This window comes from Xanthomonas sp. LMG 12461, from assembly GCF_009192935.1.
Taxonomy (GTDB): Bacteria; Pseudomonadota; Gammaproteobacteria; order Xanthomonadales; family Xanthomonadaceae; genus Xanthomonas_A; species Xanthomonas_A sontii.
Genome location: NZ_NQYT01000055.1, coordinates 31,517 through 46,436 on the forward strand (window position 1 = coordinate 31,517; position 14,920 = coordinate 46,436).

Sequence of the window (14,920 nt, forward strand, 5' to 3'; positions counted from 1 at the left end):
TCCCCACACAGCGCCTGACACCCGCAGTGCAGGTCGCTGACGCCGCTCCCGCAGCGGCGGATGCGCGTGATGCGGAGCCAGGCGAACTGCCGGGGCGCGAATCACGCATCTCGCCGTGTCGTCGCGAGCGCCTGGCAGGCCGCAAGCCTCCGTCTGCCACCGCGTGCTGCGGCGCGCTGCCGCGCTCAGTCTTCCGGCGGCTGGCAGGAGTCGCGCACGATCAGGTGCGGGCGCACGCTGGCCACCGCCAGCGACGGCGTGCCCTCGGGCTGGATCAGCATCGCCGCCGCGGTGCGGCCGGTGTCGCGGGTGTGCCGGCGCACCGAGGTCAGCGATGGCCACAGCCGCGAGGCCAGCGGGCTGTCGTCGTAGCCGATGATCGACAGCTGGCGCGGGATGTTGATGTTGGCGCGCAGCGCGACCTTGTACACGCCGGCGGCCATTTCGTCGTTGCCGGTGAAGATCGCGCTGGGCCGCTGCTTGCCCAGCAACAGCTTTTCCGCCGCGGCCACGCCCGATTCGAAGGTGTAGCCGGCTTCGACGATGCGCGCCGGCGGCAGTTCGATGCCGCGCCGGGTCAGCGCGTCGATGAAGCCGGCGGTGCGCTCGTGCGCGGAGCGGTAGGCGCTGGGGCCGGTGATCAGGGCGATGTCGCGGTGGCCCAGCGACAGCAGGTAGTCGGCGGCCTCGGCGGCGCCGTCGCGGTCGTGGGTGACCACCATCTGCGAGGTGTCGTCCAGCGGCAGCGAGGCGATGCGGGTGTAGCGCACGCCGATGCCGGCGAGCATGTCCGCCAGCGCCTGGTCCTCGGAGGCGCGCGGCACCAGGATCACCCCGTGCAGCTTCTGCTGCTGCACGAAGCGGCGCACGCCCTCGATGTAGCCGGGACTGCGGCTGTCGCAGGGATGCACCACCAGTTCGAAGCTGGAGCCGCGCAGTGCGTCCAGCGCGCCGTACTGCATGTCCACGATGTATTGCGCGGTGGGGTTGTCGTAGACCATGCCGATCAGGAACGAGCGACGGAACGCCAGCCCGCGCGCCAGCGGGTCCGGCGCATAGCCGACCTCGCGCATCAGCGCCTCGACCTTCTCGCGGGTGTCTTTGCGCACCAGCGGCGAGTTGTTGATGATCCGCGACACGGTCTTCTTCGACACCCCGGACAGGCGCGCGATGTCGTTGATCGTCGCGGCCTTGCCGTGGGCGGAAGCGGGAGCATCGACGGAACGGGGCTTGTTCGGCGCCATGGACGGAAAACCGGGCGAAAGAAAGGGGATTCTACTGGGTGTCATGTTCGCTCCAGCGCACGGTCACGGAAGCGGTGTAGGCGCACCGCCCCGGTGACCGGCCGCGGCGCTGCCAAGACAGGCAGCGGCGATCGGCGCGAACGGCCCGCGGTCACCCGCCTGGCGCGAGCCGGCGCCGCCGGGCCGGCTCAGGCGCGCAGCGCGCGCGGCAGCCACAGCGACAGCTCCGGGAAGAACGCCACGATCAGCAGCACGCACAGCGCCGCCAGCCAGAACGGCCAGATGGTGCGCATGCTCTGGGCCACGGTGATCTGTCCGATCGAGGTACCGATGAACAGCACCGAGCCCACCGGCGGGGTGATCAGGCCGATGCCGCCGGCCAGCACCATCACCAGGCCGAAATGGATCGGGTCGATGCCGTAGGCCTTGGCTACCGGCAGGAAGATCGGCGTGCAGATCAGGATCTTCGGCGCCAGGTCCATGAACATGCCCAGCAGCAGCAGCATCACCACGATCATCAGCAGCACCGTGTGCTGGCTGTTGGCGATGGACTGCAGGAAGTGCACCGCCGCCGCCGGCACCTGCAGGTAGGCCAGCAGCCAGCCGAACACCGCCGCGGTGGCGATCACGAACAGGATCACCCCGGTGGTGCGCGCGGCATGCGTCACCGCGCCGAAGAACTCGGCCCAGCGCAGCTGCCGGTACAGCAGCGCGGTGACCAGCAGCGCGTACACCACCGCGATCGCCGCGCTCTCCACCGCGGTGAAGATGCCGGCGCGGATGCCGACGAAGATCAGCGCGACCAGGCCCAGGCCCGGCAGCGCGCCGACCAGACGCAGCGCCACCGCGCGCCAGCCCGGGAACGCCTCGGTGCCGTAGCCGCGCGAGCGCGCCACCGCGTAGCCGGTGAGCATCATCGCCGCGGTCATCAGCAGCGCCGGGACGATGCCGGCGGCGAACAGGTCGGCGATCGACAGGCCGCCACCGGCCGCGGCCGAGAACAGGATCAGGTTGTGCGAGGGCGGCACCAGCAGCGCGACCAGCGCCGCGGTCATGCTCACGTTGACCGCGTAGTCGCGGTCGTAGCCGCGGTTGATCATCTGCGGAATCATGGTGCCGCCGACCGCCGAGACGTCGGCGATGGCCGAGCCGGACACGCCGCCGAAGAACAGCGAGGACAGCACGCTGACCTGGCCCAGGCCGCCACGCATGCGCCCGACCAGCGAGGACGCCAGCGCGATCAGGCGATCGGAGATGCCACCGCGCAGCATCAGTTCGCCGGCGAAGATGAACAACGGGATCGCGATCAGCGACGCCGAGCCGCTGCCGGCGGAGATCTGCTGCACCAGCACCACCGCCGGCAGGTCCAGATACAGCAGCGTGGCCAGCGCCGCCGTGCCCAGCGCATACGCCACCGGCACGCCGATCAGCAGCAGCACCACGAACAATCCCAACAGGATGGCGATGGCCATGCTCAGTTCCTCCCCATGGTGGCGCCCGGGCGCAACACCCGCCAGGCCTGGTACAGCGCGAACACGCTCATCAGCGCGCCGCCGATCGACAGCGGCAGGTAGTTGATGCTCTGCGGCATCTGCGCGCCGGCCATCTTGATGTCCAGCCCGTCCAGCAGCAGCACCGCGCCCCACCACGCGATCACCGCACCGATGGCGGCCACCAGCAGCGGGCGCACCAGGTCGATGACGCGGCGCAGGCTGGCGTGCAGCGTCTCGGCCAGCAGGAAGAAGCCGAAGTGGCGGCGGGTGTGCACGCCGGCGGCGGCACCCAGGCTCATCGCCGTGCTCAGCAGCAGCAGCGTCACCGGCTCGGTCCAGCTCGGCGAGTCGTTGAGCACGTAGCGGGTGAACACCTGCCAGCCCTGCACCACCACCAGCCCGAGCAGGGCGGCGGCGGCGGTGCCGATGGCGAGGTTGGCGATCCGGTCCAGCAGCCGCTGCAGCGGCGGCACCGGGAGGGCGGGGGCGTGGTCGGTCATCGGCATGGGCTCAGGCGAAATCGCGAATGCGGCGGTAGAGGGCTTCGATCTCCGGCTGCTGCCGGTACTCGGCCAGCAGCGGCGCGGCGGCCTTGCGGAAGGCCGGCATGTCCACCTCGTTGATGGCCACGCCGTAGTCGATCACCTGCTGCCGCGCCTGCGCCTCGGAGGCATCCCACAGCCGGCGCATCACCGTCACCGACTGCCGCGCCGTCTCCAGCACCAGCGCGCGTTGGTCCGGCGTCAGCGTCTCGAAGCTGCGCCGGGACATCACCAGCACGTCCGGCGCGTACGAGTGATCGCTCTGCGACCAGTAGTGGGCGGCCTCGAAGTGGCGGCTGGACTGGAAGCTGCGCATGTTGTTCTCGGCGCCGTCGATCATGTGCGTTTCCATCGCCGAGAAGGTCTCGCCCAGCGACATCGGCGTGGGGTTGGCGCCGAGCATGCGCATCAGCTTGAGGAAGATGTCCGAGTTCGCCACGCGCAGCTTGAGCCCGTGCAGGTCCTTGGGCTGCCGCAGCGGATGCTTGGTGTTGTAGAAGCAGCGCGCGCCGGAGTCGTAGATCGCCAGCCCGACCAGATCGCGCTGTTCGAAGCTGCGCAGGATGCTGTCGCCGACGTGGCCATCGATCGCGCGGCGCAGGTGCGCCACCGAGTCGAACACGTACGGCAGGCACAGCGCCTGGGTCAGCGGGAAGGCGTTGTTCAGCGCGCCGGAATACACGCGGGTGATGTCGATGGCGCCGAAGCGCGCCATGTCGATCGCCTCCGCCTCGCGACCGAGCTGGCCGGAGTGATACTCGCGCAGGCGCAGACGGCCGCCGGTCTTCTGCTCCAGGATCTGCCCGAACCAGCGTACCGCCTCCACGGTGGGATAGTCGGCCACGTGCACGTCGGTGGCGGTGAGCAGGCGCGTACCGCTACCGCCGGCCTGCGCCAGCGCACCCAGCGGCACGCCGGCCGCGGCCGCCGCGGTCAGGCCCGCGCCCAGGAATCGTCTACGAGTGATCATGCTGCGCCCTCCCGCGCGTCATTGCCGTCGCCAGCCTAGGCCGCGACCGCCCTGCAGTGAAGTTCGCCGTAGCCGTCGAAGCGGATCGTCGCCTGCTGGCCGATGGCGATGTCGTGGATGCCGGTGGCGTTGCCGGTGGCGATCAGCTCGCCGCGGCGCAGCGGCCGGCCGCGCCTGGCCGAGCGCGCCAGCGCGAACGCGAACGCCGCACGCAGGCCGCCCGGCAACAGCGTGGCGCCGCCGGTGCCCACGCACTGGCCCTCGATCCAGGTCTCGGCGCGCAGCGCGGTCTCGTCCAGCGCGGTCCAGTCCGGCACCTGCGGCCCCAGCAGCAGGCCGTTGTTGTTGCCGAAATCGGAGATCACCACGCGCGGCCCCAGCTGGTTGATCGTGGCCAGCGGGCTGCTCGCCACCTCGACGCCGACGAACAGCGTCGCCGGCACCTGCGCGGCCTGCTGTGGAGTCCAGTGCAACTGGTCGGCCGGCACGTCCGCGTCCAGGCGCAGCACGTACTCGGCCTCGACCGCGCCGAAGCCGCCCTCGAACACCGGGATGTCCGTTGTTCCACCGGTAGCATTCCACAGCGCAGCCGCGAAGATCGGGCCCAGCAGGCGCTCGTCCCCGGAGTGGTCGCGACGCTCGGGGGCGATGTAGCCGACCTTCCAGCCGACCACGCGGTCCGGCCATTGCGCGATCGCCAGGTCCTGCACGCGGTAGGCGGTCTCCAGATCGTCGGGGATGACACCGGGGAAATCGGGCAACGAGCGGCCCTGGCGACGGGCCTGGACGAAGCGGGCCGCGATGTCGGCCAACGCGGGCGGTGGCGTCTGCGACGGGCCGGAAGGAAGGCTCAAGGGCATCTCCGCAAGGAATGTGGGGGATCGGAATTGCTGCGCCGCGCATCGACAGCGCGTTGCGCCGTTGTATATGGTAAACCGGTGTCATTGGCAATGTGCGGTGCGGCAAAAGGCCGGGAATCGGGAATCGGCAACAGCAACAGCAACAGCAACAGCGATACAGCGCCATGCGTTGGCGCAGGCGGCGCGCACACTTGGGCCATCGTGCCCTGGGCCACGCGCCGCGGGTTTCTTCCATCCACGACGAGATCTCGATGATGTCGGCCCGACTCCTCGCCACCCGCGTACGTCCCGCCGAACCACTGTCCCCATCCTGCGGCAGGCGCCGGCCCCGCTCCGGCATCGCCCTGCTGGCGGCGCTGTGCCTGTTGCTGGGCGCCCTCGGCCCGGCGGCAGCGGCCGAGCGGCCGGCCAGCGAGAGCGCCGCCGAGGTGGCGGCTCGGCTGCCGCTGTGGCCCGGTCCGGCACCGGGGTCGACGGCCGGCTCCGAGCAAGCGCATCTGGTCGAGCGCAGCGACGACCCGGCCCTGCCCGATCGCGCGCTCAGCGGCCGTTACCAGCCCTACATGGTGGTGTACCGGCCGAAGCACCCGAACGGCAGCGCGCTGCTGGTGGCGCCCGGCGGCGGCTATGCACGCGTGGTGCTGGACAAGGAAGGCACGGCATTGGTGTCGATCTTCGCCGAACAGGCCGGCATCACCCTGTTCGTGCTGCGTTACCGGCTTCCCGACGCAGCGGTCGACGGCGCCGCCGCGCGCGACCAGCCGCTGGCCGATGCGCAGCGCGCGCTGCGCCTGATCCGCGCGCATGCCGCCGACTACGGGGTGGATCCGCAGCGCATCGGCGCGATCGGCTTCTCCGCCGGCGGCCACGTCGCCGCCAGCCTCGGCACCCGCTACGACGAAGTGGTGTATCCGGCGCGCGATGCGATCGACCGGGTCAGCGCGCGGCCGGATTTCCTGTTGCTGCTGTACCCGGTCATCGACATGGGTAGCGGCACCGCGGCGCACACCGGCTCGCGGCTGCGGCTGCTGGGCCGCCATCCGGACGCGGCAACCATGGCCGCCTACTCGCTGCAGAACCGGGTGCATGCCGGCATGCCGCCGACCTTCCTGGTGCACGCGCAGGACGATTCGGTAGTGCCGGAGGAGAACAGCCTGCTGTTCTACCAGGCGCTGCGCCAGGCCGGGGTGCCGGCCGAGCTGCACCTGTTCGCGCACGGCGGCCATGGCTTCGGCACCCGCGGCATCGCCGGCCTGCCGCTGGCGGCATGGCCGCAGCTGGCGCTGGGCTGGATGCGCAGCGTGCAGGACGATCCCCGCGCCCGCGCGCCGATTCCGCCACCGGCGGGCACGCCGTGAGCCTGCCCATGAACGGTCTCTCCACCACGCGGCGGCGCCCGCCTCGCCCGTCCCACGCACGCCGCCGGACCGCCGGCCGTCGCAAACACAGCCACGCCGCCACACCTCTCGCGTCCCCGATCGCCTAGCCAGGACACCGTCCACGCATGACCGCCCGCCCTCGCTTGCCTGCCCCGCTCCTCACCGTGCCCGACGCAGCCGCCCCCGACGACCACGGCCGCCGCCGCTTTCTGCGCGACGGCGCGCTCGGCGCGCTGGCCTTGAGCGGCGCGCTGCCCGGTCTGGCGCCGGCCTCGGTGCCGATGCGGGCGGCGCCGCTGGCGCGCACCCGCAGCGGCCGCATCCGTGGCGTGCGCGAGCAGGGCGTGTGCGTGTTCAAAGGCATTCCCTACGGCACCGACACCGCGCCGCGGCGCTTCCAGCCGGCGCTGCAGGAACGGCCCTGGCACGGCGTACGCGACTGCAGCACTTACGGCGCATCGGCGCCGCAGCGCGGGTCCGCGCCAGTCAGCGAGGACTGCCTGTTCCTCAATGTCTGGACCCCGGGCCTGCGCGACGGTGCGAAGCGTCCGATCCTGTTCTACATCCACGGCGGCGCCTACAACAACGGCTCCGGCAGCGACCCGCTGTACGACGGCGTGCGCCTGTGCCAGCGCGGCGACGTGGTGGTGATCAGCGTCAATCATCGCCTCAACGCCTTCGGCTATCTGTACCTGGCGCCGTTCGGAGGTGAGGCCTATGCCGCCTCCGGCAACGTCGGCCAACTCGACCTGGTGCAGGCGCTGCAGTGGGTGCGCGCGCACGCGGCCGAGTTCGGCGGCGATGCCGGCAACGTCACCGTGTTCGGCCAGTCCGGCGGCGGCGCCAAGATCGCCACGCTGATGGCGATGCCGGCCGCGCAGGGGCTGTTCCACCGCGCCTGGACCATGAGCGGGCAACAGGTCACCGCCGCCGGGCCACGTGCCGCCAGCCAGCGCGCGCAGTTGCTGCTGCAAGCCCTGCAGCTGGAGCCAGCGCAACTGGACGCGCTGCGCACGCTGCCGCTGCAGCGCGTGCTCGAGGCCACCCGCATCCGCGATCCATCGCGCGCGGAGGACACCGCGCTGTACCTGGGCCCGGTGCTGGATGCGCAGGTGCTGCACCGGCATCCGTTCTGGCCAGACGCGCCGCCGCAGTCGGCGCGCATCCCGATGGTGATCGGCAACACCCACGACGAGACCCGCGCCTTCCTCGGCCACGATCCGGCCAACTTCGCGCTGACCTGGGACGCGCTGCCGGACAAGCTGGCGCAGGAGCAGTACGTGGACCTGTCGCCGCAGGTGGTGATCGCCGAGTACCGACGGCTGTATCCGCACTACACGCCGAGCGAGGTGTTCTTCGCCGCCACCACCGCCGGCCGCTCCTGGCGTGGCGCGGTCGAGGAAGCCGAGGCGCGCGCGCGGCAGGGCGCGCCGACCTGGGTCTACCAACTGGACTGGGGTTCGCCACTGGACGGCGGCAAGTTCGGCGCCTTCCACACCCTGGACATCCCGCTGGTGTTCGACAACATCCGCCAGCCCGGGTCGCGCACCGGCGACGGCGCCGGCGCGCAGCGCATGGCCGATGCGATGAGCACAGCGCTGCTGGCCTTCGCCCGCCACGGCGACCCCAACCACGCCGGCCTGCCCCGCTGGGAACCGTATTCGCTGGCCCAGCGCGAAACCCTGCTGTTCGACACCGACAGCCGCCTGGCGCACGACCCGCGCGGCGGCGAACGCCGGCTCTACGCGCAGGTGCCGTTCGTGCAGCGCGGGACGTTCTGAGGCGGCGCCACGATCGCCGCGCGCGGCGCGCGTGGCCGTAACGAAACACCCGTGCGCGCCTGTCGAAAGCAGAGGCGCGCTTGCCAGGTCGGTTGGGGTGCGGCGTCGGGACTGAAGTCCCTCCCACAATGGCGGCGGCTGCGGCGGCGTCGGTCGCGAGGGCTGATGCGCCGGATCACCGCGCTACCAGCCCGTGTCCTCGGCCAGCACCACGCGGTTGCCGACGGCGCGCGCGGCGTCCAGCAGCGCCTCGGCGCGCTGCATCAGCGTGGCCGGCGTGTCCTCCGGCGTGGCCAGCAGCGCACCGACGCTGACCGTCAGCGCCTGCGCGTCCGCCGCATCCTGCGCGATCGCCATCACCTCGACCATGTCGCGCAGCGCCGGCGCCACCTGGCGCAGGTGCGCGCCGCTGGCGTCGTACAGCACCAGGGCGAAGCGGTCGGCACTGATGCGCATGGCCACATCGAGCGGCCGCAGCAGACATTGCATGGCCTCGGCCACCTCCAGCACCGCGCGGTCGGCGGCCCCGGCGCCGCTGCGCTGGTTCAGCGCGGCGAAGCCGTCGAGTTCGACCAGGATCAGCGCCAGCACGCGCTGCAGGCGCCCGCGCTCGGCCAGCGCCACCGCCAGGTGTTCGTCGAAGCGGCGGCGGTCGCCCAGGCCGGTGAGCGCGTCGCGCAAGGCCTCGTCGTCGCGTACCCGCCGCTGCAGGAAGCCTTCGCGGCGCGAGTGTTCGCGCAGGTAGCCGCCGGCCGCACCGACCGGCACCGCGGTCCACAGCAGCCACTGCAGGCGCAGATAGGCATCGTGCGCTGCGCCCTCCAGCAGCAGATGGCCGGCCACGGCGCTGATCGCGCACAGCAGCAGCGCCACCGCCACGCTCTGCCACAACGCCAGGCCCAACGGGAAGAAGCCGGCCACGATCACCAGGGTCATCACCGCCGCCGCATAGCGCAGCTCCTGCGGCGGGTAGCCGATGCTCGACAGCACCAGCCCGGTGCCGCCGACCAGCAGCAACAGCGCGGCGCGGCCGGGGCCGTGCGTGTCGGCGCGATGGATCGCCACCGCCACCCACAGCAACGCCAGCAGGGTCGCCACGCGCACCGCCACCGCATAGCCGAGCAGGCCGCCGCCGCGCCAGCCGAAATGCACCGCGTCCCAGCCCAGCAGCAGCAGCGCGATCAACACGCCCAGCGAGGCCGCCACGCGCTGCGCGAAGCCCAGCGTGGCGGCGGTGTAGTGGCGGTACGCCCGTTCCAGCGGAGGATCGAAACGCAGCGTGGCGAATCCCTTGCGCAATTGCGCCGCGTAGGCCTCGCCCGGCGGTGCGTCGTGTGGCTCCTGGTAACGCTCGTGCATGCAGTCCCCTGTCGACGGCAACGCGGCGCGAAGTGCGGATCAGGTCACATCAGATCGTGTCACCCGATTCGGTTTCGCGCGGACGCTGCGGTGCCCACGTCGAGACCATGAAAAAGCACCGGCGCGTGATTGTCCACTTTTGGGACGATCGGTTGCGTGACAGCAGCGCCCTGCCGCGCCGCCTTGGCACGGCAGGGCGAGCGTCAGCGCGGCGGCGGGAACGCCCATACGCTGTGTGGATCGCCGCCCTGCCCGCGGCGATACGCGGCGCGCGCCATCTGCCAGTAGGCCCAGGCCAGCGCCAGCGCGCAGGCGTCGATGGCCAGCAGCGTCCCGCTGCTCCACGGCGCCACCCAGCCGGCGGCGCCGCGCAGCCCGGCCAGCGGCACCAGTACGGTCAGCACCGCACAGGCCAGCAGCAGTTCGTAGGCGCCGCGCGCGGTCGGCCGCAGCAGCGCCCAGGCCACGCCGAGCGCGAACACGGCGTAGTACGCCCCGCGCTCCATCCCCGGCGGCAATAGGCGCGCGGCCACGAACAGCGCCGACACCCCGGCCACGCAGCCCAGGCACACGCCGGCGGTCAGCCGCGCCATGACGTGGGTGCGCAACGGCTGCGCGACCTGGCGGCGCTTGCGCCGCGCTTCCACCCACAGCAGGTTGCCGCTGTAGAACAGGAACGCGCCGCCGAGCCCGAGCAGGAAGTACAGCCACTGCAGCGGCCAGCGCCCGTAGTCGCCGAAGTGCAGGGTCTGCAGGCCGCGCAGCGCGGCCACGCCCGGCGACATGGTCTGCGGCGACAGCACCCGCAATACCTTGCCGTCGGCCGCGCGCAGCGCCACGCCGCCGAGCGTGTTGAGCCGGCGCTGCTCCTGGTGGCCGTACAGCTCTACCTGCGCATTGGCGTCGCCGGCATCGTGGAAGGACAGGCTCTCCGGCACGAAACCGGGATTGGCCGCGCGCGCCCGTGCCACCAGCTCGGCCACCGGCAGCATCGGCGCAGGCACGTGCGCGGGCTGCACGTGCGGCGCCAGTTCGAAGTCCGGCTGCAGCACCTGCATCAGCTTGCCGTCGAACACCAGGTACTGGAACGGCGCCAGCAGCAGCACGCCCAGGGTCAGCACCGCGCCGGACCAGGCGAAGATCACGTGGAACGGCAGCGACAGCATGCCGATGGCGTTGTGCGCGTCCTGCCACAGGCGCTTGACGTTGCGGCCGCGGCGCAGCGCGAACAGGTCCTTGAGCAGCACCGGCGCGTACAGCACCACGCCGCTGACCAGGGCCACTCCGTACAGCAGGCAGACCAGGCCGAACAGGTAGGTGCCGAAGGTGCGCGGCAGCCCGGCAGTGAAGTGCAGGTCGTACAGGAACGCGACGAAGCCGCTGCGCTGCGGCAGCTGCACCGGCTGCCCGTCGGCACCGGGCTGGAACTGCACCATGCCGCCGAAGGCCTGCTGCGCGGCCGGCCCGAACGCGAACAACTGCGGCTGCGTGCGGCCCTCGCCGGGCAGCATCAGCGTGTACGACTCGGCCAGCGCCGGATGCCGCGCCAGCACCGCATCGGCCAGCGCCTGCGCGGCCTGCTCCGGCGGCAACGCCGGGGCCTGCACCGCGGCCGGGCGCGGCCACTGCTCCAGGTCGTGGGTGAACACGTTGATCGCCCCGGCGTAGAAGGCGATGAACAAGGCCATGCCGGCGAGCAGGCCCATCCAGCTGTGCGCCGACAGGAACTGGCGCAGGGTCGCGGCCTTCATGCGCTCACCTGCACGAGGTGGGTGGCCTTGAGCAGGTAAAGCGCCACGTAGCACAGTACGGTCGCAGCGCCCAGCCACAGCCACGCGCGCGCGCCGCTACGGAACACGAAGGCCAGCGACATCGCACCGACCCACATCGGGAACACCAGCAACAGCCACGGCAGCGTGTGCACCTGCAGCTGGCCCGGCCACAGCAGCACGCACAAGCCGATGACGCCCACCGCCAGTGGCAGGCCGAGCACGATCGCCGCCAGCCACCTAGCCCACATCGGCATCGCCTCCGTGCAGTTGCCGCCAGGCATCCAGGTACGGCAAGGCCACCGCCGCCAGCATCGTCGCGCTCAGCGCGGCGAAGACGCCGGCCCACACGCCCAGCGCGGCGATCGCCGCGCCCAGTGCCACTGCGCACAGCAGCGTGCCGGCCACGCGCAGCGCGCGCGCGTGCCGGCGCCAGCCCGGGCACAGACGCTGGTGCGCGGTGGCCAGGTAAAACGCCAGCGCCGCCAGCGCGGCGGCCAGCAGATAGCCGGCAATGGCCAAGGCATCCATCACCAGCGCGCCTCGAAGCCGATGCCGACCACGCGCGGCGCGCCCAGGATCGCGACCGGATCGGTGGCCCAGCGGTACTGCACGTAGTGGCGGTCGAGCAGGTTGTTGGCGAAGATCCACGCGCTCCAGTCCAGGTTTTCGTAGCCGAACTTGGCGTTGACCACGGTGCGCGAGGCCAGCTGCACGGCGCCGGCACCGATGTCGGTGTAGACGCGGTCGCGGAAGCTGGCGTTGAGGTTGGCCAGCCAGCCCTCGGCGAAGCGCCAGTTGGCGCCCAGCGCCGCGGTCCAGTGCGGCGCGTAGGCGAACTCGCGGCCGGCGTAGTCGATGACCGAGGCGCCAGCGATGGTGGCGAAGCTGTCGTAGCGGGTGCGCGCATAGCCCAGCGAGCCGTACCAGTCGAAGGCCTCGTTGGGGCGGTGGCTGGCCTCCAGCTCGGCGCCGTACAGATGCGCGCGGCCGGCGTTGACGGTGTTGTAGTCGAAGCTGTTGAGGCCGAAGTAGGCGGTGGTCTGCTTGTCCTTCCAGTCGATGTAGTAGGCGTTGGCGTTGAGGGTCAGGCGCCGGTCCAGCCACTGCGAGCGCAGCGCGGCTTCGTAGTTCCAGGTGTATTCCGGATCGTAGGGGAAAGCCTGGCTGCGCGCCGAGTTGAAGCTGGAGCCGCCGGAGCGGTAGCCGCGCTGCACCACCAGGCTGGTCGACAGGTCCGGGTTCCAGTCGTAGCGCATGCCGAGCTTGGGCAGCAGCGCATCGAAGTCGCGCGTGTTCCAGGCCACCTCGCCGTTGGCCGAGCGCACGATGCCGGCCACGCCCTGGTTGATCGCGACGATGGCCCGATACAGCGCGGTGCCGCTGGCGGCGAAGGCGGCCGGGTCGGGATAGCGGCCGGCGAAGGCCGCGGTGGTGTCGGAGGCCATGGCGTAGCGCTGGTGGTCGTAGCGCAACCCGCCGAGCAGCGAGAACCCGCTGCCCACCTGCCACTGGCCGTCAGCGAACAGCGCGCGGTTGCTGGAGCGGGTCGGGCTGGCGCTGACGTAGTCGACCGGAATCACCGGCAGCGCCTGCGCGTAGCGGGTGGCGATCGCGGTGGCGGTGGCGGACGGGAAGCCGGCGCTGCGCAGCAGCCCCGCGATGGTGGTGGTCGGCGTGGCGACGTTGTTCAGCAGTTGCGCGTCGTTGTCTTCCACGTGCCGCGCCCAGTACGCGCCGAGCAGGCCCTGCACCGCGGCGCCGGCGTAGTGCAGGCGCAATTCCTGCGAGGCGGTGGTGTCGTCGAGCTGGCGCCGCGCGTAGCCGGCGTTGTCCGGGCCATGGTCCATGTCCCACAGGCTGGACGAGGTGACCTTGTTCCAGGCGCTGACCGAGGACAGCGACCAGGCGTCGGAGAGCGCGTAGTCGGCCTGCAGGGTGACGATGTCGCTGTCGCTGCGCGTACGGTCCGGGGTGTTGTTGGTGGTGTAGCGGTGACCGAAATAGTCGGGCAAATCGGTGCGCACGTAGCTGTACATGTACGGCCCGGTGCGGTGCGAGCGGGTGTAGCCCAGTTGCACCTTCAGCCCGGCGATCGCCGACGGCGTCCACAGCAGCTTGCCGCGGTAGATCGCCGAGACCTGCGCGTCGTCGGCGGCCTGGCGGGTGAGGTTCCAGGTGTAGCCGTCGAAGCTGCGCTGCTCCACCGAGGCGCGGAACGCCAGTTCGTCGGCCACGATCGGGCCGCCGACCGCGCCGGCCAGGCTGCGGTCGGAGGGATCGGAGGCCAGCACCCGCAGCTTGCCCTGCCAGTCCATGGTCGGCTCGGCGGTGCGCAGGACGATCGCGCCGGCCAGGGCGTTCTCGCCCTGCAGGGTGGACTGCGGGCCGCGCAGGATTTCCACCTGCTGCAGGTCCCACAGGCTCAGCGGCGCCCAGCTGATCGCCTTCCACGGCAGGGCGGCGCCGTCCAGGTAGATGGTGGCCAGCGGTGCATCGCTGCCGCCGTCGATGTTGCGGATGCCGCGGATGCTGAAGCCGGCATCGCCGTAGGTCTGGGCCATGTTGGCGGTGCGGTTGAACACCTCGTAGGCGTTCTGCAGGTTCTCCTGCTCGATGCGCGCTTCGGTGGTGACGGCGACCGAGCTGGTGGTGTCCTGCACGCTGCGGCCGCTCTTCTCGCCGGTGACGACGATCTGGTCGAGGGTGGTGGGATCAGGAGGCGGCGCGGCATCGGCGCCGGCAGCGCGCGTTGGCGGCGCCCAGCTCAGCAAGACGGATACCACGCATAAAGACAACACGGACCGCGCGACGCGCATACACCACTTCCCCCGAAAGACTCACGGTTGAAGGCATGGCGGCGGCTGTGCCTGGCTGCCGGACGCGGCAGCGCTGGGCGCGGACTTTAGCAGAGCCGGGGCGGGGCTGCCATGGGATTTGGGATGGGTGGCAGGTTTGCTCGGGGGTCTTGGGAGCGTAGGAACTGCTTCAGCCGCGACGGGTTTTGCCGGGAACGCCCGTCGCGGCTGAAGCCGCTCCTGCGGATGGGCATCGCGCCAACGTATGCGTCACGCGCAGAGACGTGTTGTGGGAGGGACTTCAGTCCCGACGCCGTGACCGGCGGCTGCCGCGATGCAGGGGGCCATCGTCCCAGGGGCATAGCGAGGCTGGCGCGTCGCGGCTGAAGCCGCTACTGCAGCTCACTTCATCTGATACATCAGTCAAGAGCAAAGGCTTTCGCCCTTGCGGGCGAGTTACTTTTCTTTGCTTGTGCAAAGAAAAGTAACCAAAAGAAAGCACACCCTGCCTACGCGCCCTCCGCGCTGCGCGCTCCGGGTCCGCGTCCATCACGGGGATCCGCGGAAGGGGCATCCTGCCCCTGCCGCGGACGGCGTACATCCATGTACGCCGCCCTTCGGGTGTTTCCCCGCGATGGCCGCCGCTTCGGAAGGGAACCCGGTAGATCAAAAGCAACAGCCAAAGCCGCAAGCAAAGAGCAAAGAGCAAAGAGCAAAAGGCTATG

At 71.1% G+C, this 14,920-nt stretch carries 12 protein-coding genes; 2 read left to right on the plus strand and 10 right to left on the minus strand.

Annotation, left to right across the window (positions count from 1 at the left end; genetic code table 11):
• Positions 1-185: 185 nt before the first annotated feature.
• The 5 genes from CEK68_RS14350 to CEK68_RS14370 form a co-directional block, all read right to left on the minus strand.
• Positions 186-1,244: a LacI family DNA-binding transcriptional regulator gene (locus CEK68_RS14350; RefSeq protein WP_017907811.1), complete on the minus strand. Its 1,059-nt coding sequence runs from the start codon at positions 1,242-1,244 to the stop codon at positions 186-188.
• Between the two features lie 188 nt (positions 1,245-1,432).
• On the minus strand, positions 1,433-2,716 hold the full coding sequence (locus CEK68_RS14355; protein ID WP_152239777.1) for a TRAP transporter large permease: 1,284 nt from the start codon (positions 2,714-2,716) through the stop codon (positions 1,433-1,435).
• Positions 2,717-2,718: 2 nt separating this feature from the next.
• A complete protein-coding gene (locus CEK68_RS14360) occupies positions 2,719-3,237 on the minus strand; it encodes a TRAP transporter small permease (RefSeq protein WP_191091443.1) in 519 nt (172 codons plus the stop codon).
• A gap of 10 nt (positions 3,238-3,247) precedes the next feature.
• Positions 3,248-4,249 (minus strand): TRAP transporter substrate-binding protein, encoded by a 1,002-nt coding sequence (locus CEK68_RS14365; RefSeq protein ID WP_017914540.1) that lies wholly within the window; start codon positions 4,247-4,249, stop codon positions 3,248-3,250.
• Between the two features lie 35 nt (positions 4,250-4,284).
• The gene (locus CEK68_RS14370) at positions 4,285-5,103 is read right to left on the minus strand and encodes a 2-keto-4-pentenoate hydratase (RefSeq protein WP_226977891.1); all 819 of its coding nucleotides are present in this window, start codon (positions 5,101-5,103) and stop codon (positions 4,285-4,287) included.
• Positions 5,104-5,363: 260 nt separating this feature from the next.
• Here CEK68_RS14370 and CEK68_RS14375 point away from each other — a divergent pair, with 260 nt between their 5' ends.
• Positions 5,364-6,467 carry an alpha/beta hydrolase gene (locus CEK68_RS14375; RefSeq protein WP_226977892.1) on the plus strand — a complete coding sequence of 368 codons (1,104 nt, stop codon included), beginning with the start codon at positions 5,364-5,366 and terminating at the stop codon, positions 6,465-6,467.
• Positions 6,468-6,769: 302 nt separating this feature from the next.
• Positions 6,770-8,269 (plus strand): carboxylesterase/lipase family protein, encoded by a 1,500-nt coding sequence (locus tag CEK68_RS14380; protein ID WP_226977898.1) that lies wholly within the window; start codon positions 6,770-6,772, stop codon positions 8,267-8,269.
• Between the two features lie 183 nt (positions 8,270-8,452).
• Here CEK68_RS14380 and CEK68_RS14385 read toward each other — a convergent pair whose 3' ends face one another.
• The 5 genes from CEK68_RS14385 to CEK68_RS14405 all read right to left on the minus strand — a co-directional run bounded on the left by CEK68_RS14385 (position 8,453) and on the right by CEK68_RS14405 (position 14,183).
• Positions 8,453-9,628, minus strand: coding sequence for a GGDEF domain-containing protein (locus CEK68_RS14385; protein WP_152239780.1), 1,176 nt, complete (start codon positions 9,626-9,628; stop codon positions 8,453-8,455).
• A 203-nt stretch (positions 9,629-9,831) separates the two neighbouring features.
• Positions 9,832-11,379 (minus strand): PepSY-associated TM helix domain-containing protein, encoded by a 1,548-nt coding sequence (locus CEK68_RS14390; RefSeq protein ID WP_152239781.1) that lies wholly within the window; start codon positions 11,377-11,379, stop codon positions 9,832-9,834.
• On the minus strand, positions 11,376-11,648 hold the full coding sequence (locus CEK68_RS14395; protein ID WP_152239782.1) for a hypothetical protein: 273 nt from the start codon (positions 11,646-11,648) through the stop codon (positions 11,376-11,378). Before CEK68_RS14395 ends, CEK68_RS14390 begins: the two co-directional genes overlap by 4 nt.
• Entirely contained in the window at positions 11,638-11,928 is a 291-nt protein-coding gene (locus CEK68_RS14400; protein WP_152239783.1) for a hypothetical protein, read from the minus strand. Before CEK68_RS14400 ends, CEK68_RS14395 begins: the two co-directional genes overlap by 11 nt.
• The gene (locus tag CEK68_RS14405) at positions 11,928-14,183 is read right to left on the minus strand and encodes a TonB-dependent receptor (RefSeq protein WP_226977893.1); all 2,256 of its coding nucleotides are present in this window, start codon (positions 14,181-14,183) and stop codon (positions 11,928-11,930) included. Before CEK68_RS14405 ends, CEK68_RS14400 begins: the two co-directional genes overlap by 1 nt.
• Positions 14,184-14,920 lie beyond the last annotated feature (737 nt).

Excerpts from the sequence above, each read along its gene's own strand:
- CEK68_RS14350 (WP_017907811.1), bottom strand. The coding sequence starts at position 1,244 with ATGGCGCCGAACAAGCCCCGTTCCGTCGATGCTCCCGCTTCCGCCCAC.
- CEK68_RS14355 (WP_152239777.1), bottom strand. The coding sequence starts at position 2,716 with ATGGCCATCGCCATCCTGTTGGGATTGTTCGTGGTGCTGCTGCTGATC.
- CEK68_RS14360 (WP_191091443.1), bottom strand. The coding sequence starts at position 3,237 with ATGACCGACCACGCCCCCGCCCTCCCGGTGCCGCCGCTGCAGCGGCTG.
- CEK68_RS14365 (WP_017914540.1), bottom strand. The coding sequence starts at position 4,249 with ATGATCACTCGTAGACGATTCCTGGGCGCGGGCCTGACCGCGGCGGCC.
- CEK68_RS14375 (WP_226977892.1), top strand. The coding sequence starts at position 5,364 with ATGTCGGCCCGACTCCTCGCCACCCGCGTACGTCCCGCCGAACCACTG.
- CEK68_RS14380 (WP_226977898.1), top strand. The coding sequence starts at position 6,770 with ATGCGGGCGGCGCCGCTGGCGCGCACCCGCAGCGGCCGCATCCGTGGC.
- CEK68_RS14385 (WP_152239780.1), bottom strand. The coding sequence starts at position 9,628 with ATGCACGAGCGTTACCAGGAGCCACACGACGCACCGCCGGGCGAGGCC.
- CEK68_RS14390 (WP_152239781.1), bottom strand. The coding sequence starts at position 11,379 with ATGAAGGCCGCGACCCTGCGCCAGTTCCTGTCGGCGCACAGCTGGATG.
- CEK68_RS14395 (WP_152239782.1), bottom strand. The coding sequence starts at position 11,648 with ATGTGGGCTAGGTGGCTGGCGGCGATCGTGCTCGGCCTGCCACTGGCG.
- CEK68_RS14400 (WP_152239783.1), bottom strand. The coding sequence starts at position 11,928 with ATGGATGCCTTGGCCATTGCCGGCTATCTGCTGGCCGCCGCGCTGGCG.